The following is a 23536-nucleotide window of genomic DNA, read 5'->3' as shown; positions in this document are numbered from 1 at the left end:
CCATAAAAAAATCCCCGCTTGTTTTGGCAAGCGGGGATTTTTTATACTTTAAAGCAAACCGCACCGATGTTAGTGAATACCGTGCATTTTCTTCGCCATCCACTTGTTCAACAGCATCATCACGATACCAGCAGCAATAGGAACGATAGTGAAGATCAGGAAGAACGTCGACAGAGAATACGTTTCCGAGATTTTATCGATGTAGCTACCGCTCATACCTGCAAGCTTATTCGCGATTGATGTATTCAGGAACCAGACACCAAACATCAGACCCAACAGGCGTTGTGGTGCCAATTTACTGATATACGACAAGCCAACTGGTGACAGACAGAGCTCACCCATCGTATGGAAGAAGTAAGCGGCGATCAGATAGACCATGCTGACAGAAGCTGTTTTTGCACCAGCAGGGATACCTGCTGCGCCGTAAGACAAGGCAGCAAAACCCAGACCCAGCAACACCAGACCAGTACCGAATTTGATCGGACCGCTTGGCGACCAATATTTATCCCACATCTTAGAGAACATCGGCGCCAGAATCACCAGGAAGAAGGAGTTCAGTACACCAAACCAGGTTGCGGGTACGTCTGATTGTGACATCCCGAATTCACGACCCAGCATCCAGATCACCAACGCCCAGATGATACCGATACAGGTGATCAACAGGAGATTCGATACCAGATAGCGTTTTGCCGTGCCAGCAAACAATTTCAGCAACAACCAGCTCAGAATCGCCGTTGGTATCACCGTCATCAGACTGTTGACGACTTTAAACAGCATGCCGCTGGTACCAACCAGTGTGCGGTCGGTGTAATCGGCAGCAAAAATGGTCATAGAACCACCCGCTTGTTCAAACGCGAACCAAAAGAAAATCGTAAAGAAAGAGAAAACGAAAATCGCTTTCAATCGGTCTTTAACGATATGCGGTTCAGGTTCGACTTCAGCGACGACTTCTGTTTTCTGTTGCGACTTAGATAAACCGATATCGCCGAAAATACCCTGGCCGAGGAAGAACTGAATAGCGCCCAACAGCATAAAACCGCCAGCCAGCGCAAAGCCATACGACCAGGAAATTTTTTCACCGATATAGCCGCACAACAAAATACCGAAGAACGCGCCAGAATTCACACCCATGTAAAACAGGGTATAGCCGGAATCACGTGCGTGTTCGTTATCTTTGTTATACAACTGACCAACGATGGCGGAAATGTTCGGTTTAAACAGTCCCGTACCGGCAACCACCAGTGATAAACCTACGTAAAACATCGTTGGTGTATCAAATAAGAGTGACGCGTGTCCGGCGGCAATAATGAAACCACCGAGCACCACAGAACGGCGACTGCCAAGGAAACGATCAGCAATATAGCCACCGAGGATAGGTGTCAGATATACCAGACCAGTGTACCAGCCATATAGCGCGGTTGCTTCTTCACGGGTCCAGCCCCAACCGCCTTTTGCGGCACTCGTGACCAGAAACAAGACCAGCAATGCACGCATGCCGTAGTAAGAAAAACGTTCCCACATTTCTGTGAAAAACAGGACAAATAAGCTGTCAGGGTGCCCGAGGATGGTGTGCGCCCCGGATGGTTGAATTTTGTTCAAACTGCTCTCCGTTTTTTGGTTTTTAGTTAATAAATACTTTTTAAATACTTTTGTGGCAAATTAATTTTCAATATTGAATGCAAAATGTTTCGAATTGCATCAATTCGGCGGCTAGCTTACCACGATGAAAAACTCATATAGAAAGACATATGCTGCGATGCAGCAAAAAGTGTGCCAATGAGATTTTCAAAAAAGGCGAGAATCAGTCGCTTTTTCTCACCTTTTCCTTGCGCAAGTTCGATAATCCTTGTGTTTTGAAAGGCTAGGATGCCTTTAAGCTGGTCTATCCAGCTCATTGCAAAGCACCACTTCAAGGCGCACGATGTATGCGTTTTGCCACAGAGGATGAGCTTGCTGATGGGGCATTATTGCCAATATTGAAAATTGTCAGCGACTGCCACAGTTTTTGCGCTTCATCTTTCAATGAGTCGGCTGCAGCGGCGGATTCTTCTACCAGAGCCGCATTTTGCTGAGTCGATTCATCCATCAGGCTGATTTCGCCGTTAATGTGTGCAATACCCTGGCTCTGCGCCGACGAGGCGGTTGAAATTTCGTCGAGGATGGTCGACAGACCTTCAACCGCAGACAAAATATCTTTCATCGTGGCACCAGCCGCATCGACCACTACCGTACCTTCATTCACCTTGTGCAAAGAATTTTCAATTAATGATTTGATTTCTTTGGAGGCAATGGCACTACGTTGAGCCAGATTGCGCACTTCGCTCGCCACAACAGCGAAGCCACGACCTTGCTCGCCAGCCCGCGCAGCTTCTACGGCGGCATTCAAGGCCAGAATATTGGTTTGGAAAGCAATTCCTTCTATGGTCGCGATGATGTCGGACATTTTGCGTGATTCAACCGAAATATTTTGCATGGTCGCCACCACTTTTTCAACTTCGGCACTGCCGCGATGTGCCGTGTGGGAAGCAGAAACCGCCAGTTGGCGCGCCTGCTCGGCATTATCAGCATTCTTTTTCACGGTGTCGTTCATCTGTTCGACACTGTTGGCTGTTTGTGCCAGCGAGGATGCCTGATTTTCGGTGCGCTGCGACAGATCCAGATTGCCCTTTGCAATTTCACTTGAAGCGCCCGATACAAATTCACTACTTTCGCGAATCGCACCAACGATGCCACGCAATTGCACCTGCATCATATGCAGCGCATACAACATGCTGCTTTGATCACCGGCTTGCAATTCAACATGTGTAGTTAAATCACCTTCTGCAACGCGTCTGGCGATATCCACTGCAACATCGGGCTCCCCACCGAGAGGGCGGATGATTAACTTATTGATGACAAAGACCAGCATTGCCGATACCACCAGCACGCTTAAGAAGCCAACGATGATAGAAACGTTTCGCAGGTGACGCACCTGAGCCAGAATTTTGTCCTCCGGAGCGTTGATCACAAATGACCACGGCGTATCGCTACCACCGATGCGAATAGGCACAAAAATCCGGTACATACGCGTGTTTAAATTCGTATCGTCTATCGTATCTGAGTATGTTTCGCCATGAGCAATGGCGGATAACGCCGCTTCGTTACCGGATAATTTTCCTAATTCAGTACCTACACGCTTAGCGTCTACGTCGCCGATAAACACTGCTTTGTTCGATAACAAACTTGCATAACCGGTTTCGTAAGGACGAATTTTACTCACCTCTTGCTGAAAGCCTGCCACCGGCAGGTCAACCGTGACCGCACCCGCGAACTTACCAGCGATCACAATCGGCACGGTTATCGTCGTCATGAATACGTCTTTACCAGCGATTTTGTACATGTATGGTTCCAACAGGACTTCTTTACCACTCTTTTTGGCCAGCAAATAATAGTCACCAGCGCCTTCCTTGTCGTAATCAGTCAAGGCTTCCACCTGGGTTTGACCGCTGCCACGATTCCAATACGGTAAGTAGCGCCCTGTCGCATCGTGTCCGGGTTTGCCTATGTATTCGCTATCTTTACCGTCAAACACATTGGGTTCCCAGATAGTGCCGACACCGGTAAATTCAGGATTGCTTTCCAGGATGCTCTTTAACAACAGGTCGGCATTCGCGCGGTTCGCTTGGCCAGACGCTTGCATCGCGGCCAGATTAGCAGCCATGTTGCGGGCGGCATGCAGGGCGAGATCGATTTTTTCGGTAATCAGGCCGGCGTTATATATCGCCAATTGCGTTGCATATTGTTCAGCCGATTCCGATTGCATCTTGCTGGCCTGGAAACTGAGTAAACTGGTGGTGACGGTGAAGCCGATCACAACCATCGCTAATACCGCGATGAGCATTTTCCCGCGCAAACCCAGGTTGGCAAACCAGGTAGGTGATGTTGTTGACATATTAATCTCTTTTTATGGACTAGTTGCATTCGTTGCGAAATGACACCCGCTACACAGGCATCATACTAAGGATAATTAGCCTAAGGAGCGAGTCTCATGCTCAATTGCACACTGAGAATACGAAAAAAGCATGAAAAAGCGACGGTATTTGTCGTAAAAAGCGCAGCCATGTGCGCTGCAGCAAATACGGTTGACCTTACCGCTATTTCAAAATTATCAGTAGACAAAGAATGGCGTCGCGCTACACTGCTGTACTTTCCAGGCAGAATGAGATTGGTAGCTCATTCATGTATGCCCCCAATTTGGGTCCTCATTTTTCATTGACCGCGTCTTGAACTCAGAAACATGCATCATTATTTGACTATGCCTTCGAACTTGCGCCGACTGACCCCTTTGTTGTTGCTGGTTGTCTCACCTTTTTGTTTATCAGCGAATGGCGCAAGAGCAGTGAATCCCAATGACGGCATCTACAAAATGCCACCACCCGAGTTGCAGGCGATCGTTGATGCACCACGCGGTCCGAATTTTAAGTTAGGTCCCCAACGTAAAACTGCCTTGTTGATGTCGTTGCCAGGTTTGCCGGGCATCGCCGAAGTTGCGCAGCCTGAATTGCGACTCGCTGGCTTACGCATCAATCCGCGTACTCGTGCCGCGAGTCAGTTTGAGTTCGGAAATGGCCTCAGTATCCTCGATGTTACAACCGGAAAAACCGTTGCAGTCAGTGGCTTGCCCAAGAATCCACGTATCGCCGACACTGCATGGTCACCCGATGAGCAATGGGTCGCATTTAGTTGCTGGGTCGAGGGTGGAGTAGAGTTATGGCTGCTCGATGTCAAGAAAGCGCGAGTGCACCGGCTGATTGCCGATAAATTAAATGCAACCACCAGCCCCGGTTTTGAATGGAGCGATGGGTCCGAGCAATTATTTGTGCATTTACTGCCACTGCGTCAAAAGCCTTTGCCGCCCGCGCCATTTATCCCAGACGGCCCAAATACCCTGGAAACCAAGGGTGGCAAAACTACCCAAAACCGCACTTACCCAGATATGCTCAAAACACCTACCGATTCGGCAATATTGGATTGGGAACTGCAAACGCAATTAGGTTTTGTAAATACCAAAGGTGAATTGCACCGTCTAAATCCGGTGTTGACTCTCAGTAAAGCACTGGTGTCACCCGATGGCAAAATGATCTTGACCACGCAATTACGCCGTCCCTATTCCACGATGTTGCCCATGGATCGCTTCGGTCAATTAATCGAACTGTGGGATAAACAAGGTAAGAAAATAAAGACTGTCGCTGAACGCCCTATGCGTGAGCGCTTACCCATCGGTAGTGATGCAGTCCAGCTGGGGCCGCGTGATTTTGGCTGGCGCACCGACAAGCCCGCGACCCTGTATTGGCTGGAAGCGCAGGCTGGCGGTGATCCGGAAGTTACCGCCAAAGTACGCGATTTGCTGGTACAACAACCAGCACCGTTTAATACACCACCACAAAAATTGATGGAACTGGCATGGCGTTTTGCCAGCGTGCAGTGGGGCAATGATGGTTTGGCTCTCGTCACAGAAAGTTGGTGGAAAACCCGTGATACCCGCACCTGGCGTATCCATCCCGGCGCTGCCGATGCTAAACCGGAATTGCTGTTTAGTCGTAAGACGGAAGATCAATACGCCAATCAGGGTAATCCGGTGATCGAGTTGAATCAGTTCGGTTTACCGACCTTGAAAACTACGCCAGACGAAAAAGCCATTTTTCTCGCTGGTCTGGGCGCGAGTCCTGAAGGTGATCGACCTTTCTTAGACCGATACGATCTCACCACCAAACAGAGCGTACATTTATTCCGTTCACAAGCGCCTTATTATGAACACGTGGTGGGGCTCTTGAATGACAATGGTAGCAGGATTATTACGAGCAGAGAATCGAGCGATGAGCGTCCAAACTATTTTGTACGTGATCTCGCTGGCAACGAATCGCCACGCGCATTAACGAATTTCGCTACACCTTTGCCGCAATTAAAGGGCATAAAAAAGCAACAAATCCGGTATGCACGTGCTGATGGCGTAGAGTTAAGTGCGACTTTGTACTTACCAGCAGGATACGAGCCTAAGCGTGATGGACCACGCCCGATGTTGATGTGGGCTTATCCGCGTGAATTCAAAACGGCGGATGCAGCAGCACAAGTCACAGGTTCGGCCTATAAATACAACCGCATTTCGTATAACAGCCCGACGGTGATGTTAGCGCGTGGATATACCGTGCTGGATGGTCCAGGTATGCCGATTATTGGCGAAGGTAAAAGGGAGCCAAATGATACCTATATCGAACAATTGAAAATGGATGCAGAAGCCGCTGTCGATGAAGTGGTGCGGCTTGGCGTCGCTGATCGCCATCGCATCGCTATCGGTGGTCATAGTTACGGTGCGTTTATGACGGCAAATTTGCTCGCCCATACCCGCCTGTTCCGCGCCGGTATTGCACGTTCCGGCGCATACAACCGCACATTGACACCCTTTGGTTTCCAATCTGAAGACAGAAATTTCTGGCAGGCTGAAAAAGTGTATCAGGATATGTCGCCGTTTAACTTTGCTAACCAGATCAAAGACCCGTTACTCATGATTCATGGCGAACAAGACAACAATACCGGCACTTTCCCGCTACAGAGTGAACGCATGTATCAGGCCTTGCAAGGCCTGGGCGCAGTGACTCGTCTGGTCATGTTACCAAACGAAAGTCACAGCTATCGCGCCCGTGAATCCATTATGCAGATGTTATGGGAGCAAGATCGTTGGCTGGATATGTACGTAAAAAACGCAAAACCTGAGGTAGGTGGACGGGAAGATAGCAATCGCTAGGCTGCAATGCGAGCAAATCAGGGCAAACCAGCCACAGAATGTGCCAACGACAGCACCTGGTTTACTACTTTTTATATTTTTGCATTAATATGCAGATGACTCAAACTTCATGGTGTACTTATGCTTAAAGCCGTTATCCTGGATGCGAATGCCGTTGCCCGAAATTTGCTGACATCCGTATTAAATAACGGTGGTCATGAAGTGATTGGTGATGCGAATCTGACACCTTCCAGTTTGGCGCGGGTGATCAAACTCAAACCGCAAATTATTTGTATCGATATCGGCGAAGCGAATGAAGAAGGTTTGGCTATCCTTGATAATTTGCGTAAAGAATTACCAAAGACATTGTTGTTTATGGTTTCTTCTAAGATCGATGCCACAATTTTGCAAGCTGCCCAACAACGTGGCGTACAAGGTTTTATCGTCAAACCGTTCAATTCTGTCGCGGTATTGAGTTCGATACGCAACACCATCGTTCGGATTGCCAAGCAACAACAACGACCTGCCGTGACTGAATCCGGTGCTGACGACGTCAGCGGCGATCAGGTCGCCGGTGATACTGCGTAATCCATCGCGCTTTGGCCTGATTTCATCAGGCTATCTGCGATTTCGTCGCATACTTCCATTTCTATTCTGATTTTCCTTAAATTTGCGTTGATTCGCTAAGCTTGAGTAGCGATGCTTTTGCCTGAGGGAACATAAGGATGATGACTAAAATAGATAATCGCTCCACTGAACAGCCACTACCGCCTGAAGTTTCAATCGGTAGTGACAGCTGGCTTACCCGGGCACGCAACTATCCGGTTTTTTCGCGCACATGGTATTACTATCGAAGCCTGGCATGGCTGATACCACTGGTGGTGATCGATTTGCTTATCCTGGTAATCACAACGCTATTGAGTTTGCCGCTGAGTAAAGTATTACCGGTGATGTTGCCAATTAGTATAGGTGTGTCGGCTTTATACCTGACTGGGCCGGGTTTGGCTGTGTTAGTACGGCAGCTTCAGTTTGTCGAAAAAAAAGAAGCTATTTACCTGACATTGGCGTTGGTATTTGGCGGATTGCTCAGCTATGGCATCTATCAATTATCCGATTATTTTTGTGATTGGGTCAGCTCAGAAAAAAAAGTACATGGCAGCTTTGAATTTGCAGCCAAATTTGAGGGACACAATAGTCCGGCAAGTAAAGAGTTGGAGAGTGGAATTAACAGCTTCCATTCTGTAAAACCAAAACCCCAAGTAAGTGCCGCCTCCACCGCTGCATCGTCAGATGAGCAAACAGCTAAAGAAGCGAATCAAAATATCAACCAGTTCTTAACACCGGTTGTGAACGGCTTCGTCGACACCTTAATCGTGATTTCTTTGGGTGGTGGATTTGACCTGTGGCTGTTTTTCCGTCAGAAAAAACGGCTGTTGGAAGATCAGCGTTTGCGTGAACTAAAGCAGGCACAAGAAGCCAGGCGCGAAGCTGAATTACGTTTGTCGGTGTTGGTGGCGCAAGTGGAGCCCCATTTCCTGTTTAATACTTTAGCTGGCGTGCGCTCTGCGATTAATACCGAACCAGTCAGAGCAACCGCAATCGTTGATCATCTGGTCGATTATTTACGGACGACCATCCCAAAATTTCGCTCAGATGGCAGTTCTTCTCAAGCACGGCTGCAACAGCAACTCGATGCTGCTCGTGCTTATTTGAATTTGATGCAGGCCAGAATTCCACGCCTGAATTTCTCGATTGAATCTGAAATTGCAGATGCTGCTTTGCCGCCTTTAATGTTAATTTCCCTGGTCGAAAATGCAATCAAACATGGCGTTGAACCAAAAATAGGGCCAGCTCATATTGCAATCAACGCACGTGAACTGGTGTTTGATAAGCAAAGCTTGCTTGAGCTGAGCGTGGCAGATGATGGTGTTGGCTTTGGTGGCACGACGAGTGGCTCTGGCATTGGTCTGGAAAACATCAGAGAACGCCTTGCATCGATGTATGGCGATGTTGCGAACCTGACTTTAAAAGCCAATCCTGAAGGCGGTGTTACCGCAATCATTTGCTTACCTTTAGAAAAATAATCAGAGACGGTGGGAGAAAAATATGACGACTGCAATCATCGCAGAAGACGAAGATTTGCCACGCAAAGAGCTGCGCCGTATGTTGGCTGAACTATGGCCAGAATTAAAGATCGTTGCTGAATGCGAACACGGCGCAGAAGCACTTGAGGCGATACACGAACACCAACCAGATATCGCCTTTTTAGATATCCGTATGCCGGGCATGACAGGTTTAGACGTCGCCCATGCCGTCAAAGGGCGTTGTCATGCCGTGTTCACCACGGCGTATGACAGTTATGCGATTGACGCGTTTGCGGCTGGCGCTGTGGACTATTTGCTTAAACCAATATTACAAGCGCGTCTGATTGAAGCCATAGAGCGTTTGAAAACACGGATCGACAGCAAGCAAGATGCGCCCGATATCAGCCAGTTAATGTCGGCGTTAGATAAACGCCTGCGCAGCAATGCGCCGGAGCGGATACGTTGGGTCAGCGCCAGTGTTGGCGATACGATCAAGATGTTCGCGATCGATAAAATCCTGTTTTTTACTTCGGATGAAAAATATACCCGGGTGGTATGCGCAAGCGATGAAGCCCACGTGCGCAAACCACTGAAAGAAATTATGGATGGTCTCGATAGTGAACAATTCTGGCAAATTCACCGCAGCGTGGTGGTGCGCGCCGATGCGATATCCAAAGCACACCGCGACGAGATGGGGCGTTACACGGTTGAATTGCATGGTAGTAATGAAAAACTCAAAGTCAGTCAAGCCTACGCCTGGTGCTTTAAGCCTATGTAATTTGTATCTACAATCCTGAGCAGATTGTCTGCTATCTTGTGTCCGATTCTGGCGAGCGCAGAACCGCAGTCTTTGTTAAGCTGACGCTCTTTGGATTATCTGGAACCGACATGCGCAGTAGTGACTTATTCCGATTATTTAGCCTGGCGGCGATTTGGGGTGCCTCGTTTTTATTCATGCGCATTATCGCTCCTGTGCTTGGCGCATTCTGGACGGCTGAGATCCGCGTTGGTCTGGCCGGTCTGGCACTGATTGCCTGGATGTTAGTCAGCAAACAGCCGATTGTTTTCCGTCAGTATTGGAAATCGTTCCTGATACTTGGTGCCATCAGCACTGCCTTACCTGCAGTCTTTTATGCCTATGCGGCGCAGCATATTCCAGCTGGGTACTCGGCGATTATGAATGCGACAAGTCCCTTGTGGGGCGCAGTGATGGCAGCGATTTTTTTAGGAGAAAAATTCACACTACGTAAAATGGCAGGCATGTTGGTCGGCGTGCTTGGAGTAGCCATGCTGGTACGGTTGGGGCCAGTGGAATGGAGTACCGAGTTATTGCTGGCATTGCTGGCATGTTCTGCGGCGACGATTTGTTATGCCTTAGCTGGTGTATATACCAAGAAGCTGTCGGTCGACGTCAATCCGGTTTTAATGGCAACAGCGTCTCAGGTGGGTGGTGCGCTATTTCTGTTACCGTCGTTGCCATTTTCACCCGTTCCAGGCGCTGTCACGACTACCATTGTGCTGGCCGCTGCCGCGCTGTCCCTGCTTTGCAGCGCGATTGCCTATTTGTTGTACTTCCGTTTGATTCACGACATTGGTCCTACCAAGGCACTGACGGTGACGTTTTTGATTCCCTTGTTTGCTTTATTGTGGGGATTTTTATTTCTCAACGAAAATATCACGTTGAGCACTCTGGCAGGATGCGCCGGGGTAGTGCTTGCGACATGCTTGGTCGTGTTGACACCCGCAAAAAAATGAGACTTCCAAATACCGTGATGTCGCGGTATTTGGATTATCGGAGATCTTTGGCTGACTTAAACTGTAGTGAGTTGGGAATTGTGAAATGCTAAGTTGTGTTGTACAACTTAGCGCCAGCCAATCAGCGCTTTACCAACTCGACGCGACGATTCTTTGCTCTGCCTTGCTCTGTCGTATTGTCTTGCAGAGGTTTCTCTGCACCAAGACCAATCGCATTGAGTCGCGCAGCGGCTATACCTTTATCGGTGATTTCCTTCACTACCGCACGCGCACGCGCTAGCGACAGGGTTTTGTTATGTTCAGCTGAACCGACGTTGTCGGTGTGACCTTCGATATTGAGTTGTAACTTGTCATCTGAACGTAGCAGTTTAACGATTTCTTCTACGACCGGTTTGCTCGCACTTTTGATCATATCACTGTCAGTATCGAAGGAAAGATACAGGGCAACATGACCTTGTGTTTGCAAACTTGCCGCCATCGCATCTGCCTTAATCAGTGCAACACTTTGTTCCAGTGCTTTTTCTTCTACGGTGACCAATGTGGTCGTTATTCCACCGTTTTCTTCAATGACAGCTATCCAGATATTGGTTTTGTTGGTGCGGATAAGGTATTGGCTAAACGACTCAAGGCCATGATTATCGGAGCGCGGACTATCGTTGATATGCAATTTCCCCAAAAGAGTTTCAAGTCCGCCTGGTTGCGCTTTTATAAAGGCAGGATCTGTGGGCTCAAGCTTATTCACCTTCACACCACCAAGTGCTTTGATCGCTTCGTCATAATTGCGCTGTGCTGCGACCACAGAGAGCTTTGCTGGATTGTTGGGGAAGTGGCGTATCGACACTTTTCCTTCTACGGTTTTTAACTCATTTCCTGCAATGACATAAGCAATATCAAATGGCGTAGGAGGTAATCCAGAGCGATAACTTTCGTCTAACGTTACCGGATAGTCAACATAAGGAAATGGCGGCAGGTTAACAGTAGTCATGGCAACGGAGTCCAGATCAAACGGCGTTGCTGCAGTTGGAGCTGCAGGTGTTGCAGCGATTGTAGGTGGCGTCGCAGTTTCCGACGCGGCGCTCGCTGGACTGGCAGCCGGGTTCACAGAATGTGCTTCAACCGGTTTTTTATTGCAGCCCGCGATACTTAAAAAAGTGATCAGGCAGATACTTAATGTTGATAACGATAGTTTTTTCATTTAACTCGACGTTTGATATAGGTAAAGATGTGCGGTATTTGTGGGGGAGTACGACTACTTTTTTTCAATAGCAAGATTTTAATGAACAAATCTTTCTAGTTTAACGTTGCTATGAGGAGTGTAACAATGTGTAATTGTCAAAACGTAATTTGTTTTTCACATTACTCTTCGCCCGCAGTATTTAGTTTCATTTTATAACCTAACCGAGAAATCATGAACAAATTCGTTTTATGTCATCGTCGGCTAGGTCAAGGTATGACTGAGTAGCTGAGTTTTTTTAATCCTTATTGGCAAGCCTCGCTCGCCACCGATTGAAGAGTCGCGCGTGGTATCGCTGATGCCACGAAAGGCTTACCTCCAATTGCAAGCTTATTAGGCGGAGATTCAACATGCAGTTAAACAAGAAATACGGACAGGTCAAATTTGGTGTCGTTGCCATGCTCACTTTTCAATTGGTTGCGTGCGGCAATAGTGCGGACAGTTCAGATGCAACAAATAGTGATGCCAACAGCGTTGCGGGACAGACGTACGAAGTCGTCACCGTTACTCAACCAGAAAATTTCTCCCAATACCGTGACTGGTACAAAACGATTTATGAATCCTGTGTCGAATTGGCAAAAGCAAGAAATTTACCAGTGAAGCCTTTTGTGAACGTGCCAGTCGATTTCATCATCGATAAGGACGTCTACATCAGTGATGGCAAAAACTATTTACATAGCAACTTTAGCTACGGTATCAATATCAACGACGACGTGCCAGAGAAAGGCTGTGGAACGTCGATTGTAAAAACCGAATCGCACCTGATAATAAAGAATGGTAAGAGCTATGCAGTTGACGTGCAAGAAAACGGTGAGCGCGTTGGGCCGCAGTTTCAGGTGGATATGGTCCAAGAGCCGGCGGAAGATACTTCCCTCTATTCCGTTCCTAAAGTTGTCAACGGGATACCGCTCAAATGCCAAGCAAGTAGCGAGTTCAACAAAGCCTTAGGGGAGTTTTGTATTTTAGAACCAAAGGGAATAACCAAGTTTATCCAAATTGATGGAAAATTTTTGCCAGCATATGCGCGCAATTTTCTTACAAAAGATCAATTTGGTGTGCTTGTTACAAAGCCTGTCTCAGTCAAAGCCAACGTGCCCATTAATTCAACAGTTTTCGACGTGAAATAATGCTTATGTCAGTGGATCGTTCATTATTGCGCGGGCAGGCCATCGTTGAACTGCTGGTATTCATCGGTGTTGCTGCTAGTCTCTTTTTGGGAATTTTGTATCTTGGTAAATTCCATGATATCCAGTCCCAGACCATTCAGGCAGCGCGTTCATGCGCTACCTCTCCTTGAGGTAAATGTCGATAAAGGACAAATTCAATCGCATTGCCACCATTGAAATACCACAAAACTTCTTGAGCATGCTGGCACATGTCATTTATTTCTACTCATTGTTACGTTCAGAGTGGATTATTTTCGGGAGCGTTAGGGTCGTATTCTGGTAAAGGAGGATCTATATCGGTGATGCTATCAGGGCCTTTGGCTTTGGCATTTTGTAATGCGATTGTGGCACGTTGCAGCATGGTTTCAGCTGTATCTTTAATCGCGTTGGTGGTCAGCCCAGTCGAAAACGTGATGACTAAATCTGGCGCCAGTTTATTCCAATCTACTGCAGAAGTTCGTTTTTTGAGACGTGCAATCGCTTTCATGCTTTGATCAAGCCAAGTTGTCGGCATCACAATGGCGAACTCATTTGCGGCGACACGACCAAAGGAATCAAGCGTGCGTAACATGTCTAAGGCCTCTTTACTGAGCATTTGCAAGACCTGTTTAGCCACAGCTTGCCCATGTTTTTCAAGGATGTTTTCAAGTCCGTCGACGCTGATGACGGCAAACGAGAACGTATGTCCGGTACGATAAGAACGCGCCAATTCAGCTTCGAGCATGCTGAGTAAAGTGCGTCGGTTGAGTGCGCCGGTCAGGTGGTCATGCTGTGCCAATCCTTCAAGCTTGGTCAATACCGTCTCCAGCGTCGGCAAGAGATTGTCTTGCTGCCCGGTTTCTTTGATTTGTTTAATCAATTCTGATAATTGATGTCTGGCACTGACGAGTGGCTGATCGAGATCTGCGGGCATGTCCTCTCCGGTCAAAATGAGTACCAGGTGCGGTGAACGGCAAAGCGACATTCACTTCATGCAGATGGTACGCGTACAATACTACTTTACCATCATCGCCGTCAGAATTGCATCGTGTTCTTTGCCTCTTCCTCTCCTTGTCAGCGAGTTTACAGTGATTTATTCCCGGGGATAGACCTTTGGGTCAAACGGGATGATCTTTTGCATTCCCAGGTATCTGGTAACAAGTTTCGTAAATTGAAATATCCATTGATGGCTTTGCAAGGAAAGCACCCACATCTGGTCAGTATGGGCGGACTCTGGTCTAACCATATTCATGCTTTGGCTCATGCTGCTGCTATCTTGGGTTATGCGTCGACGGCATTGATACGTGCTGCTGACGGCATGGACAGTGCGATGCTTGAGGATTGCCGCCGCTTAGGGATGCAAATACGCTATGTCGGCCGGGAATGCTACCGACAACTGCGCGACGAACCTGATTATTGGCGTCAGTGTCTGCCAGAGGTGAGTCCGCAACACGTATGGTTGCCTGAAGGAGGTGGTAGCCCTGCAGCATTGCACGGCGTCGCTGAATTAGTAGCCGAAGTAAGCACTAGCATCGGAAGCTGCCCTGATGTTTTCATGCTCGCATGTGGTACTGGCGCGACAATGGCAGGGGTATTGGCGGGTGCTGAGAGAAAGAGTCAGGTCATTGGTGTAGCTGCATTCAATAATGCAGATTATTTGCATAATGATATTAAAAATTTGTTGCAACAGGCTGGTTACCCCGAATACGATAACTATCGTCTGTTGACTGATTTTCACCATGGTGGCTACGCGAAAATTAGTTCTGTGCTAATGTCTTTCTGCAAAAATTTTGTAAGTCAGACTGGAATCCCGCTGGAACCCGTCTACACTGGAAAAATGCTATTTGCGCTACATACGCTTTGTATGCAAGCGTATTTTCCTGAACGAACAAGAGTTGTGGCAATTCATACAGGCGGCCTGCAAGGTAACCGTGGGTTTCCTTATTCCTCCAGTTTGATGCCCGTGATGAATACGTGAACAATCATTAACTTGATGAAGGATAAGACAGCGTGAAACATCGAACGCATTTGGTTTTTGTTAAGCTAAGAAGCACAGTTCTGATGCTGCTGAGCTGCTGGCTGTTTTCAGCAAACGTTCAGGCACAACAGGCACAACAGGAAATCAAGTTTGCCGTATTCGATACACTCGGCTATCCGCTGAATATATTTGATCAAAGTAGCCACCTGACTGGTGGCGTACTCAAAGATTTCGGTGATGCAATTGCGAAAGAAATCGGTGCAAGCACGATGTATGTGGTCTACTCCCGTCGTCGTGTAGAGCAAGCCCTATTTACTGGTCAGGCTGATATGGTGTGCTATTTCAGTCCGCAATGGACAGACAATCGCGATCAGCTATTTTGGTCTTTACCAAATTTGCCGCAGATTGAACGTGTTGTGGTGTTACGTGACAAACCTGTTTTAAATCAATTTCCGCAGCAATTGTTCGATAAAAAAATAGCCACGCGTCTAGGTTATTTTTATCCACAAATTGATAAAGAGGTCGCAACAGGAAAAATCAAACGTATCGACTTAACTGATGTTTCAAGTATGTTTCGTTTGCTGACCAAGGGTGGCGCAGACGGTTTAATCAGTTCTGAGGCAGAGATTGAAGGCTATTTCAAAAATTTCCCAGACCAACGCGATCAGTTTGTTTTGTCTAAGACCCCGTTCTCAGTACTCTCGACCCAATGTGGTTTATCGCAAAAATCAGTCTGGAAAATCGAGCAAATCAATCGGGCAATTGCTCATATTCAAGCGAATGGTGAACAAGACGCAATGTTGCGTCGATATGGGTTGATGGCGAAGTAAGAGAGTGAGCTTGCAACCCGCCAAATGGTAGCGCCGAGAGATTAGCACGGGTTACGGCCACCCTAAGAAAAGCGGTATTTTGTTCAATTTTTCTCTGTGTCTCGGTGTCTCTGCGTTGAAAGGTTTTGATTTTTTTAAAATTTTTTAAATAAGCTAAACGATTTCTTTTTCACAAAAGAGCAAAAAAAGATAGCTCTAAAACTAACTTTTAGCTGGAAAAGTAGGCTTTTCAGGAAGAATTGCCTGTTTTTTGTGCAAACTAAGCCGTAGTTTCTCCCTGACTGTATGACAACAGAGTAAACTACGCCCCAAATCTTGTCGCATCCTGCGATACGAGCGAACGAGCGAGCATCGCCATGTCAGAATCCACACCTATTATTACTTTTTCCGATCTGCAACTGAGTGCGCCTTTATTGCGCGCCTTACAAGATGTCGGTTACGAAACACCCTCCCCTATTCAGGCGGCAACGATTCCTATTTTGCTGGATAACCGCGATGTCCTGGGCCAAGCGCAAACTGGTACCGGCAAAACGGCATCGTTTGCCTTGCCGATTTTGTCACGCTTAGATATCCGTCAAACTACACCGCAAGCTTTGGTGCTGGCACCAACCCGCGAATTAGCAATTCAGGTTGCCGAGGCATTCCAGACTTATGCCCGCCATATTCCAGGTTTTCACGTGTTGCCGATTTATGGCGGCCAAAGCTATGGCCCACAATTATCAGCATTACGCCGTGGCGTGCACGTGGTCGTTGGTACACCAGGCCGGGTGATTGATCACTTGGACAAGGGTTCTTTGGATTTGTCCAAAATTAAAACATTGGTTCTCGATGAAGCCGACGAAATGTTGCGCATGGGCTTTATTGACGACGTTGAACGCATTTTGCAAGAAACACCGGAAGGTCGCCAGACTGCCTTGTTCTCGGCCACGATGCCATCAGCGATTAAGCGTATTGCACAAACTTATCTGAATAAGCCTGCTGAAGTGACAATTGCCGCTAAAACTGGCACTGCCGATAATATTCGCCAGCGTTACTGGTTAGTCTCCGGAATGCATAAGCTGGATGCGTTAACCCGTATTCTGGAAGCAGAAACATTCGACGGCATGATCATCTTTGCACGTACCAAACTGGGCACTGAAGAATTGGCCGCCAAACTGGATGCAAGAGGCTTCTCCGTTGCAGCAATCAATGGCGATATCAATCAGCAACAACGTGAACGCACGATTCAGCAATTAAAAGACGGCAAGATCGATATTTTGGTTGCGACCGACGTCGCCGCCCGCGGTCTGGACGTAGAGCGTATCAGCCACGTGATTAACTACGACGTACCGTATGATCCAGAAAGCTATACTCACCGTATCGGCCGTACTGGCCGCGCTGGCCGCAGCGGCGAGGCGATTTTGTTTATCACTCCACGTGAAAAAAATCTCTTGAAAGCGATTGAACGCGCTACTCGCCAACCCGTGTCTCCACTGGAATTGCCGACGATACAAACGGTCAACAATGTGCGTATCGCCCGCTTTAAAGATCAGATTTCCACCGCATTAGCAGAAGGTGGTCTGGACGAATACACATCGCTGATCGAAGATTACGAGCGTGAACACAATATTCCGGCTATCGAAATTGCTGCTGCGTTAGCCAAAATGGCGCGCGGCGACGAACCTTTGTTGTTGGATAAAAATCGCAAAGAAGTGAAGTCCGATGATAGCTGGCGTGATGAGCGCCCTGCACGTAATGATCGCGGCGACAGAGGTGATCGCGGTGACCGCCCTGGCCGTGACCGTGGTGATCGTTTTGAACGCGAAGACCGCAGTGTCCGTCGCGAGCATAGCCCACGTACTGCGGAACCAGGTATGCAAACTTACCGCATCGCAGTCGGCCACGAACATGGTGTTAAACCGGGTAATATCGTTGGCGCGATTGCCAATGAGGCGAATATCGAATCCAAATTTATCGGCCGCATCGACATTTACGACGATTACACGATTCTCGATTTGCCAGATGATTTGCCAGCAGACATGCTCGATCATTTGAAATCCGTTCGTGTTGCTGGTCAGTCTTTGCGCATCAGTGCTGAAAAAGCAGGCGGCAGTACCTCCGCGCCAGCCCGTTCGCCGCGTAGCGAACCACGTGCTGAACGTACAGAGCGCACTGAACGCGCACCACGTATCGCTGACGCTGCACCTGGTAGCCGTATGAATCAGGTGGTAGAACGTGCGTTTAGCGCACCAGATGAAGACGACCGTCCCGCCAAGCCTAAAAAAGAAAAAGCGTCCAAAGGCAAGGTCAGCGTTCCTATGCAAACTTACCGCATTGAAGTCGGCAAAGCCGATACCGTAACGCCAGCCAATATCGTTGGTGCCATCGCCAATGAGGCAGGCATGGAAGCAAAATACATTGGTCGTATCGATATTTTTGATAATCACAGCACGTTGGATTTACCGGTTGGTATGCCACCTGAATTGCTGGCGCAACTCAAAGGTGTATGGGTTGCTGGTAAGCAGATTAAAATCAGCCCAGTCGGCGAGCCAACCAGTGGTGGCGTGGCGCATGATTTCCCGGCAGGACAGAAAAAATCTGGTGGCGATCGTCGCGTATTAGAAAAGGCAGCAGGCAAGCCAGGTGCGCGTTCTGACAGCCGTTCCGATAGCAAGCCAGCAGGTAAGTTCTCGAATGGTCGTCCGTCAAAGTTTGATAAAGACAGCGGCACGACGCGTCGTAAGCCATCGAAGTAAATTAAAGCAATGAAAAAAAACCGCCATCGTTGGTTTGATGGCGGTTTTTTTATGCAAAATTTCAAAATGTTTTTTACAAGTTTAAATTGCCAACCGGATATGGCAAAGTCTGGTCCGGCTTCATTCCGGCGATGCGCAAAAGTGTTGCACTGATGGTTTTTTCATCGTAATCAAACGTCGTATGACCTGCCCGTAATGCCTCATGACCGCTATGCACGTAGCGTTGCTGCTGGATATGTAAAGTGCTCGCTTGCTTGGGTGTTAAACCTTGCCCTTTAGCTGCAAATCCTCTAGGCAATTGTTTACCCCAATACGTGTCGTTCCATTTTCTGAGCGCTGGAATTGCCGCCGGATTCCATTGTGCATTGTCCTTGATTTTTCCGGAAAAAAAATCAGCGTCCAAAGACGTTGCCATGCCTAACATTGGCGTTTTATGTCGAGCTTCAAAGCTACGTGCCAACAGATACAGCAAAGATTTGCTGTAAATCTGCGCTACATTGTCAGTTTTTTCCAGTTCGTCGGATAATACGTGCAAATGAAATTGGTTGCGTGCAATCAGACCCGATTCCAGTACAGGTAAAAATTTTGCATTGGCAAAATCTAAGCTGCAAGCCGGAGCGAACAAGCTGCACGTTTTGATCTTCAATTTTTTCAGATACGGCAACAAGTTGCCAATCAGTTGTGCGCCTGCAGAATGAGCTACCAGATGAATTTCCATATGGTCTTGGCCAATTTCGTTCGCCAATTTTTGCAAATAACGCGCCAGTACATGCAAGCCGCGTGGTGGGCTGTCATTGAGCACAGATAGTTCGGCATTTTGTTTTAACAGCGTCCACTCGGCTTTGCCACCATTGGTCGCGGCGTAGCTTTCTATGCTCATGTCTTGCGCGGTGCTTTTACCAGCTGTAGAAAATTCACTCGATAGCAATTGATCCAGGCTATCACCCAGACCGCTATTCCATGTCAGGAAAATTGGATAACTGCCATTCGCCAGAAAATACGGTGCCAGCGAGGCAATATGTGCCAGGGTAGTGTCTTCATCCGCCAGACCACTGAGCGCAAACAGCGTGAGTTTGAAAGCACGTTTTGATTTATGTTGGGTGTAAGCGGCGAGCGGCGCATGATAGACAATGTGCTCGGCGCTGGTAGCGGCATTTTTGAATGCCACCAACCGTTGAATAAGTGCGCCATTATTATCCATGACAAGACTCAAACCATAGGCCTGGTCCAGACTCAGCGGCGGTAGACTGTGCGCAGCGTGGACTGGTTTTTTATGTTGAGGAGGCCCGCTTCGCCTACTCGCCATCGGTGGTACTAATCCCGCGAGCATCGACGGGCCGGATTGAAATGGCGTGTAAGAATCGGTACTGGCGTAGGCGCTGACACCGCTGCTTGGCACACCAAGGGAGACCGCCCACGCATCAGTGCAATTATTTTGCCAGTCCTCATAAGTGAGTATTGCCAGACCCTGACATCCCCATCCCGTCCCCCAGGAATTTTGAACCACGAAGCCTTGCGAGGTATAACCAATCAAAGCAAACGCATGGCCACCGATGCCTTGAGCTTGTGCCGGAATCAAAGGTAATTGATCTAGGTTGGTCAGTGGCTGCGGCTTTTTAGGCTGCCGATAGGAAGACAAATACCAGCCGGTATGCACACTGGCCGATACATACACTGCTCCCGTCTCTGCAAGTGCTGCTTGCATATCGCTGATGCTGTCTTTGTTGATGCGATAATACACACCCAATGGCCGTGTTTGGGCGTCTTGTTCCCAACCTGTTTTTGGTGCCTCCCAACTGACGGCAGTGTTATTAGCATGCACGGTAAATGGCCACAGATCGCGGCTGCATACGCCATGTTTATTCCAACCTTTAAGCGCACCACGGCAGCTGGAACCAACATAGTCGTCACCTTGCCATTCATCGTAAAATTTGGCGAGGTGGTAAACCATGCGCGGGCTGACTTGCTGATGATCGGGGTTCTCGCACCAATGCAGATAATTAATCACTGCGGACAGACCAAACCCGGTGCAGGCACCAGCTGACCCTTGATTCAAGATCATGCCCGCATCGACATATGCCTGCCAATGCGCAGCGACCCAATCTGGAGAAGGACAAGTTGGGTGAAGGTGGCGTACCGCCGGTGTGAATTGACGGTCACGTATATCCAGACGATCTGGACGCACGTCCAGCGTGATCTCACTGCCAGTCCAGACGAAATTATTATTTGGCATGCATAATCCTGTTTTGGTAAGAATAATGACGCAACATTTGCGGCGTCATTATTGCATTTTCTACACAAAGCAGGAGGTCAAATCTTAGTCCGTCGATGTAAGGAAATGTATATCCGCACAGCTTCTGACGCGGCTGATGCGTGGCAGTATATGCTGCGTGCTCATGCGGTGTAATTCCTCGCTCATGCTACTACAAGCATCTTCAAGAACGATGGTTTGATAGCCATGTTCCCAGGCTGCACGGGCGGTCGATTCGACACCAAAGTTAGTTGCTATGCCACCCAGAATGATGGTGTCTATGCCACGGCGACGTAATTGCAAATCCAGATCGGTGCCGTAGAAAGCTCCCCATTGATGTTTGGTGACGTGTAAATCTCCAGGCTGTGCCAGGCCAGGTACCAGATCACTCCAATCGGCCGATAAGCCACCAGCGGGTCTCGCCATCGGTACATCAACCATCTGTTTCAAGACATCACCACCGTCCGCTGCCCAGCCAACATTGACCAACACTACGGTAGCACCCGCTGTGCGACACTGCGCCGCCAGACGTTCAGAGATAGCACAAATTTCAGCGCCAGAGCGCGGTGCCAGTGGCAACGCAGTAATGCCATTTTGCAGATCAATCAGAATTAAGGCGGTTGATTTTGGATTTAATTCCAACATGTGCTTCTCCTATGTGTGACACCTAAACTAAAGTACAGTTTAAAAAACCGAATTGGCAAACAAAAAATGGCCCACCACCGTGAGGTGATGAGCCATTTTTGAAGGATAAGGCGATTACTTAGATGCAGCAGCTTCAGTTGCAGTTGATGCTGGTGCAGCAGGTGCCGCGCTTACTGCCGCAGCAGAAGCTGCAGCTGGTGCAGCAACGATATCAATCTTTGCTTTTGCTTTCATGTCGTCCAGCATTTTTTTCAGATTTTGCTGTTGCAATTGCTGAGTCATACCGGCTTTTACTTCTTCTAAGGACGGTACTGCCAATGGACGTGAGTCTTCCAACATGATCACGTGGTAGCCGAACTGAGATTTAACAGGTTCAGTCGTGAATTTACCTTTTTCGAGTTTCGCTACAGCGTTACCGAATTCAGGCACCATATTGTGTGGGTTAAACCAACCCAGATCGCCGCCTTTGTCTTTAGAACCAGGATCTTTGGATTTGGATTTTGCCAAGCCATCAAACGCTTTTGGATCTTTAGTGATTTTAGCGATAATGTCTTTCGCTTCAGCTTCAGTCGCTACCAGGATGTGGCGTGCTTTGTATTCGTTGCCGCCTTGGGAAGCTTTGAACTTGTCGTACTCAGCTTTCAGCGCTTCATCAGTCACTGTTGCTGTCTTCATGTAATCTTTAACAAAAGAATTTGCCAGGATGGACATGTGTGCCATTTCCAGCTGTTCTTTCACTTCAGGTGCTTTATCCAGGCCTTTTTTCTCGGCTTCCTGAGCAACGATGATTTGCATTGCCAGATTGTCGATCACCATTTTGCGTGTTTCTGGATTGTCAGGCATCCCTTGAGCAGCTTGTTGCTGCATGATCTGATCCAGTTGTTTTTTCGCGATAGGGGTACCGTTGACGGTCGCTGCAACTGCTTCTTTGCTATCAGTTGCCGCAGCTGTCGTGGCAGATGCCGCTTTATCTTTATCATTACAAGCGCTCAGCGCGAACAACGCAATAGCACTACCCAAAACCACGCGGGATTTGATCGACATGAATATTTCCTTAAAGTTGAACTGCTGTGCAGCGAATAAATATCATCGCATATCTGACGTAGATATCACGTAGAGAGATGCTTCCAAATTAAATGACGCTGAATTCTACCTGTGATTAGGGGCTTCTTGCTAGATATTCACTTTTCGTTACGTTCTTGCAGCAATTCTGCTCAAAATGTCACGAATCTGTCATCGTTGCTCGCAGGTAGGTTTCTTCCATGGTCTGGCTGCTTGGGCAGTCTTTTTATCAATAAGTTCCCCTTTATCTGCGCTCCGGCTATGTCCAAACGATCTTATATGATCCCTGCACCGACTCAGCATACAATGGCATTTCAGCATCTTTAGAGTGAGAAATTGTCATGACCGAACCTATCAACGCCCCCATCCCGCCAAGTTTAGCGGAAATGTTGCCTGTCGGAATGATCAATGGCGGTGGTACAGCCGCCGCCGCGATGGCCGTGGTCGCCCAACGTAGACGTGGTGTACCAGGCTGGGAGGCATTTCATTACGAGCGGCTATCCGCGACCGAATTTGAAATTACCGGCGGTATGGCAGTCAACATTGGCGGCGTAAAGAAATTTCAAGGCGCACACGACACAGTGAATGTGACTGAGACCGAAGTATTGGAAGAAATGCGTGCCGCACAACAACATGTCATCCCGTCGGTAATGACATTGCTCGAGCAAGATTTATTGGCAAACGATATCGGCAGTAGTCGCGCTGCCCATGCACCCAAATTTTTAAAAGTCGTATTTGCCTTGCCAGAGGATGAACCCGGACGACAAAGAATCTTGCAGGCGTTTCAATTACAAGCAAATTTCTTTGGGGCCAAAGTGCAGGCATGTTCGCTACACGACAAATGAGGACTTAGTAGTGAGAGTACAACGGAAGTCGAGTAATTTGTGCGTGATTTGGTAACGCTGATTAGGTTGCAAATCACGTCCCGCGACACGCATGCCTTCCTGAAACCAGGCTTCCGCCTCCGGATCAACCGGCGGGACGTGGTCGACTTCATACATGCAGCTAAATTCTTTGCGATGAGGATCAAAGGCTTTTAATTCCATATTGCGAGGTA

19 protein-coding genes and 1 pseudogene are annotated in these 23536 nt (G+C 48.1%); 11 read left to right on the top strand and 9 right to left on the bottom strand.

The features are described from left to right. Positions 1 to 69: 69 nt before the first annotated feature. From H8K32_RS07855 to H8K32_RS07845, 3 genes are all read right to left on the bottom strand, one after another. On the bottom strand, positions 70 to 1599 hold the full coding sequence (locus H8K32_RS07855; RefSeq protein ID WP_186911936.1) for a peptide MFS transporter: 1530 nt from the start codon (positions 1597 to 1599) through the stop codon (positions 70 to 72). A gap of 116 nt (positions 1600 to 1715) precedes the next feature. Next, on the bottom strand, positions 1716 to 1895 hold the full coding sequence (locus H8K32_RS07850; RefSeq protein ID WP_186911935.1) for a hypothetical protein: 180 nt from the start codon (positions 1893 to 1895) through the stop codon (positions 1716 to 1718). A 14-nt stretch (positions 1896 to 1909) separates the two neighbouring features. Next, positions 1910 to 3931 (bottom strand): methyl-accepting chemotaxis protein, encoded by a 2022-nt coding sequence (locus H8K32_RS07845; RefSeq protein WP_186911934.1) that lies wholly within the window; start codon positions 3929 to 3931, stop codon positions 1910 to 1912. A 345-nt stretch (positions 3932 to 4276) separates the two neighbouring features. On the opposite strand from H8K32_RS07845, the gene H8K32_RS07840 reads away from it, so the two are divergent. The 5 genes from H8K32_RS07840 (at position 4277) to H8K32_RS07820 (ending at position 10599) form a co-directional block, all read left to right on the top strand. Then, the gene (locus H8K32_RS07840; protein ID WP_246447208.1) at positions 4277 to 6781 is read left to right on the top strand and encodes a S9 family peptidase; all 2505 of its coding nucleotides are present in this window, start codon (positions 4277 to 4279) and stop codon (positions 6779 to 6781) included. 120 nt (positions 6782 to 6901) lie between these two features. After that, complete coding sequence (locus tag H8K32_RS07835; protein WP_186911933.1) at positions 6902 to 7348, top strand: ANTAR domain-containing response regulator; 447 nt, start codon at positions 6902 to 6904, stop codon at positions 7346 to 7348. A gap of 137 nt (positions 7349 to 7485) precedes the next feature. After that, positions 7486 to 8844 (top strand): sensor histidine kinase, encoded by a 1359-nt coding sequence (locus H8K32_RS07830; RefSeq protein ID WP_246447206.1) that lies wholly within the window; start codon positions 7486 to 7488, stop codon positions 8842 to 8844. Positions 8845 to 8866: 22 nt separating this feature from the next. After that, positions 8867 to 9622, top strand: coding sequence for a LytR/AlgR family response regulator transcription factor (locus H8K32_RS07825; RefSeq protein ID WP_186911932.1), 756 nt, complete (start codon positions 8867 to 8869; stop codon positions 9620 to 9622). A gap of 110 nt (positions 9623 to 9732) precedes the next feature. Then, positions 9733 to 10599: a DMT family transporter gene (locus H8K32_RS07820; protein ID WP_186911931.1), complete on the top strand. Its 867-nt coding sequence runs from the start codon at positions 9733 to 9735 to the stop codon at positions 10597 to 10599. A 121-nt stretch (positions 10600 to 10720) separates the two neighbouring features. Here the strand turns inward: H8K32_RS07820 and H8K32_RS07815 are convergent, their stop codons facing one another. Continuing rightward, on the bottom strand, positions 10721 to 11794 hold the full coding sequence (locus tag H8K32_RS07815; protein WP_186911930.1) for an OmpA family protein: 1074 nt from the start codon (positions 11792 to 11794) through the stop codon (positions 10721 to 10723). Between the two features lie 389 nt (positions 11795 to 12183). Here H8K32_RS07815 and H8K32_RS07810 point away from each other — a divergent pair, with 389 nt between their 5' ends. Both H8K32_RS07810 and H8K32_RS07805 read left to right on the top strand, forming a co-directional pair. Continuing rightward, positions 12184 to 12960, top strand: coding sequence for a hypothetical protein (locus H8K32_RS07810; protein WP_186911929.1), 777 nt, complete (start codon positions 12184 to 12186; stop codon positions 12958 to 12960). Positions 12961 to 12965: 5 nt separating this feature from the next. After that, positions 12966 to 13130: a hypothetical protein gene (locus tag H8K32_RS07805; protein WP_186911928.1), complete on the top strand. Its 165-nt coding sequence runs from the start codon at positions 12966 to 12968 to the stop codon at positions 13128 to 13130. Between the two features lie 107 nt (positions 13131 to 13237). On the opposite strand, the gene H8K32_RS07800 is transcribed toward H8K32_RS07805, so the two are convergent. After that, positions 13238 to 13912 (bottom strand): GGDEF domain-containing protein, encoded by a 675-nt coding sequence (locus H8K32_RS07800; protein ID WP_186911927.1) that lies wholly within the window; start codon positions 13910 to 13912, stop codon positions 13238 to 13240. 114 nt (positions 13913 to 14026) lie between these two features. Here H8K32_RS07800 and H8K32_RS07795 point away from each other — a divergent pair, with 114 nt between their 5' ends. The 3 genes from H8K32_RS07795 to H8K32_RS07785 all read left to right on the top strand — a co-directional run bounded on the left by H8K32_RS07795 (position 14027) and on the right by H8K32_RS07785 (position 18521). Next, positions 14027 to 14956 carry a pyridoxal-phosphate dependent enzyme gene (locus tag H8K32_RS07795; protein ID WP_186911926.1) on the top strand — a complete coding sequence of 310 codons (930 nt, stop codon included), beginning with the start codon at positions 14027 to 14029 and terminating at the stop codon, positions 14954 to 14956. Between the two features lie 32 nt (positions 14957 to 14988). Beyond that, a complete protein-coding gene (locus H8K32_RS07790; RefSeq protein WP_186911925.1) occupies positions 14989 to 15786 on the top strand; it encodes a transporter substrate-binding domain-containing protein in 798 nt (265 codons plus the stop codon). A gap of 356 nt (positions 15787 to 16142) precedes the next feature. After that, entirely contained in the window at positions 16143 to 18521 is a 2379-nt protein-coding gene (locus H8K32_RS07785) for a DEAD/DEAH box helicase (RefSeq protein ID WP_186911924.1), read from the top strand. Positions 18522 to 18594: 73 nt separating this feature from the next. Here the strand turns inward: H8K32_RS07785 and H8K32_RS07780 are convergent, their stop codons facing one another. The 3 genes from H8K32_RS07780 to H8K32_RS07770 form a co-directional block, all read right to left on the bottom strand. Further along, entirely contained in the window at positions 18595 to 20754 is a 2160-nt protein-coding gene (locus tag H8K32_RS07780; RefSeq protein ID WP_186911923.1) for a C1 family peptidase, read from the bottom strand. An 84-nt stretch (positions 20755 to 20838) separates the two neighbouring features. Continuing rightward, positions 20839 to 21417 (bottom strand): hydrolase, encoded by a 579-nt coding sequence (locus H8K32_RS07775; RefSeq protein ID WP_186911922.1) that lies wholly within the window; start codon positions 21415 to 21417, stop codon positions 20839 to 20841. A 114-nt stretch (positions 21418 to 21531) separates the two neighbouring features. Next, a complete protein-coding gene (locus H8K32_RS07770) occupies positions 21532 to 22461 on the bottom strand; it encodes a peptidylprolyl isomerase (protein ID WP_186911921.1) in 930 nt (309 codons plus the stop codon). A gap of 359 nt (positions 22462 to 22820) precedes the next feature. Between H8K32_RS07770 and H8K32_RS07765 the strand changes: the two genes are divergently transcribed. Beyond that, the gene (locus H8K32_RS07765; protein WP_186911920.1) at positions 22821 to 23324 is read left to right on the top strand and encodes a hypothetical protein; all 504 of its coding nucleotides are present in this window, start codon (positions 22821 to 22823) and stop codon (positions 23322 to 23324) included. Here H8K32_RS07765 and H8K32_RS07760 read toward each other — a convergent pair. Continuing rightward, positions 23310 to 23536 (bottom strand): annotated as a pseudogene (locus tag H8K32_RS07760) (hypothetical protein); the annotation flags it as partial. The gene H8K32_RS07765 and the pseudogene H8K32_RS07760 sit on opposite strands and share 15 nt — an antisense overlap.

Source organism: Cognatundibacterium jejuense, from assembly GCF_014284255.1.
In the GTDB taxonomy this organism is placed as follows: Bacteria; Pseudomonadota; Gammaproteobacteria; order Burkholderiales; family Burkholderiaceae_D; genus Undibacterium; species Undibacterium jejuense.
The sequence above is the reverse complement of the archived record's forward strand: the minus strand, read 5'-3'. Positions and strand labels throughout refer to the sequence as shown.

Excerpts from the sequence above, each read along its gene's own strand:
- H8K32_RS07845 (WP_186911934.1), bottom strand. The coding sequence starts at position 3,931 with ATGTCAACAACATCACCTACCTGGTTTGCCAACCTGGGTTTGCGCGGG.
- H8K32_RS07770 (WP_186911921.1), bottom strand. The coding sequence starts at position 22,461 with ATGTCGATCAAATCCCGCGTGGTTTTGGGTAGTGCTATTGCGTTGTTC.
- H8K32_RS07815 (WP_186911930.1), bottom strand. The coding sequence starts at position 11,794 with ATGAAAAAACTATCGTTATCAACATTAAGTATCTGCCTGATCACTTTT.
- H8K32_RS07780 (WP_186911923.1), bottom strand. The coding sequence starts at position 20,754 with ATGCCAAATAATAATTTCGTCTGGACTGGCAGTGAGATCACGCTGGAC.
- H8K32_RS07810 (WP_186911929.1), top strand. The coding sequence starts at position 12,184 with ATGCAGTTAAACAAGAAATACGGACAGGTCAAATTTGGTGTCGTTGCC.
- H8K32_RS07785 (WP_186911924.1), top strand. The coding sequence starts at position 16,143 with ATGTCAGAATCCACACCTATTATTACTTTTTCCGATCTGCAACTGAGT.
- H8K32_RS07850 (WP_186911935.1), bottom strand. The coding sequence starts at position 1,895 with ATGAGCTGGATAGACCAGCTTAAAGGCATCCTAGCCTTTCAAAACACA.
- H8K32_RS07840 (WP_246447208.1), top strand. The coding sequence starts at position 4,277 with ATGCATCATTATTTGACTATGCCTTCGAACTTGCGCCGACTGACCCCT.
- H8K32_RS07805 (WP_186911928.1), top strand. The coding sequence starts at position 12,966 with ATGTCAGTGGATCGTTCATTATTGCGCGGGCAGGCCATCGTTGAACTG.
- H8K32_RS07835 (WP_186911933.1), top strand. The coding sequence starts at position 6,902 with ATGCTTAAAGCCGTTATCCTGGATGCGAATGCCGTTGCCCGAAATTTG.
- H8K32_RS07765 (WP_186911920.1), top strand. The coding sequence starts at position 22,821 with ATGACCGAACCTATCAACGCCCCCATCCCGCCAAGTTTAGCGGAAATG.
- H8K32_RS07775 (WP_186911922.1), bottom strand. The coding sequence starts at position 21,417 with ATGTTGGAATTAAATCCAAAATCAACCGCCTTAATTCTGATTGATCTG.
- H8K32_RS07800 (WP_186911927.1), bottom strand. The coding sequence starts at position 13,912 with ATGCCCGCAGATCTCGATCAGCCACTCGTCAGTGCCAGACATCAATTA.
- H8K32_RS07825 (WP_186911932.1), top strand. The coding sequence starts at position 8,867 with ATGACGACTGCAATCATCGCAGAAGACGAAGATTTGCCACGCAAAGAG.
- H8K32_RS07830 (WP_246447206.1), top strand. The coding sequence starts at position 7,486 with ATGATGACTAAAATAGATAATCGCTCCACTGAACAGCCACTACCGCCT.
- H8K32_RS07820 (WP_186911931.1), top strand. The coding sequence starts at position 9,733 with ATGCGCAGTAGTGACTTATTCCGATTATTTAGCCTGGCGGCGATTTGG.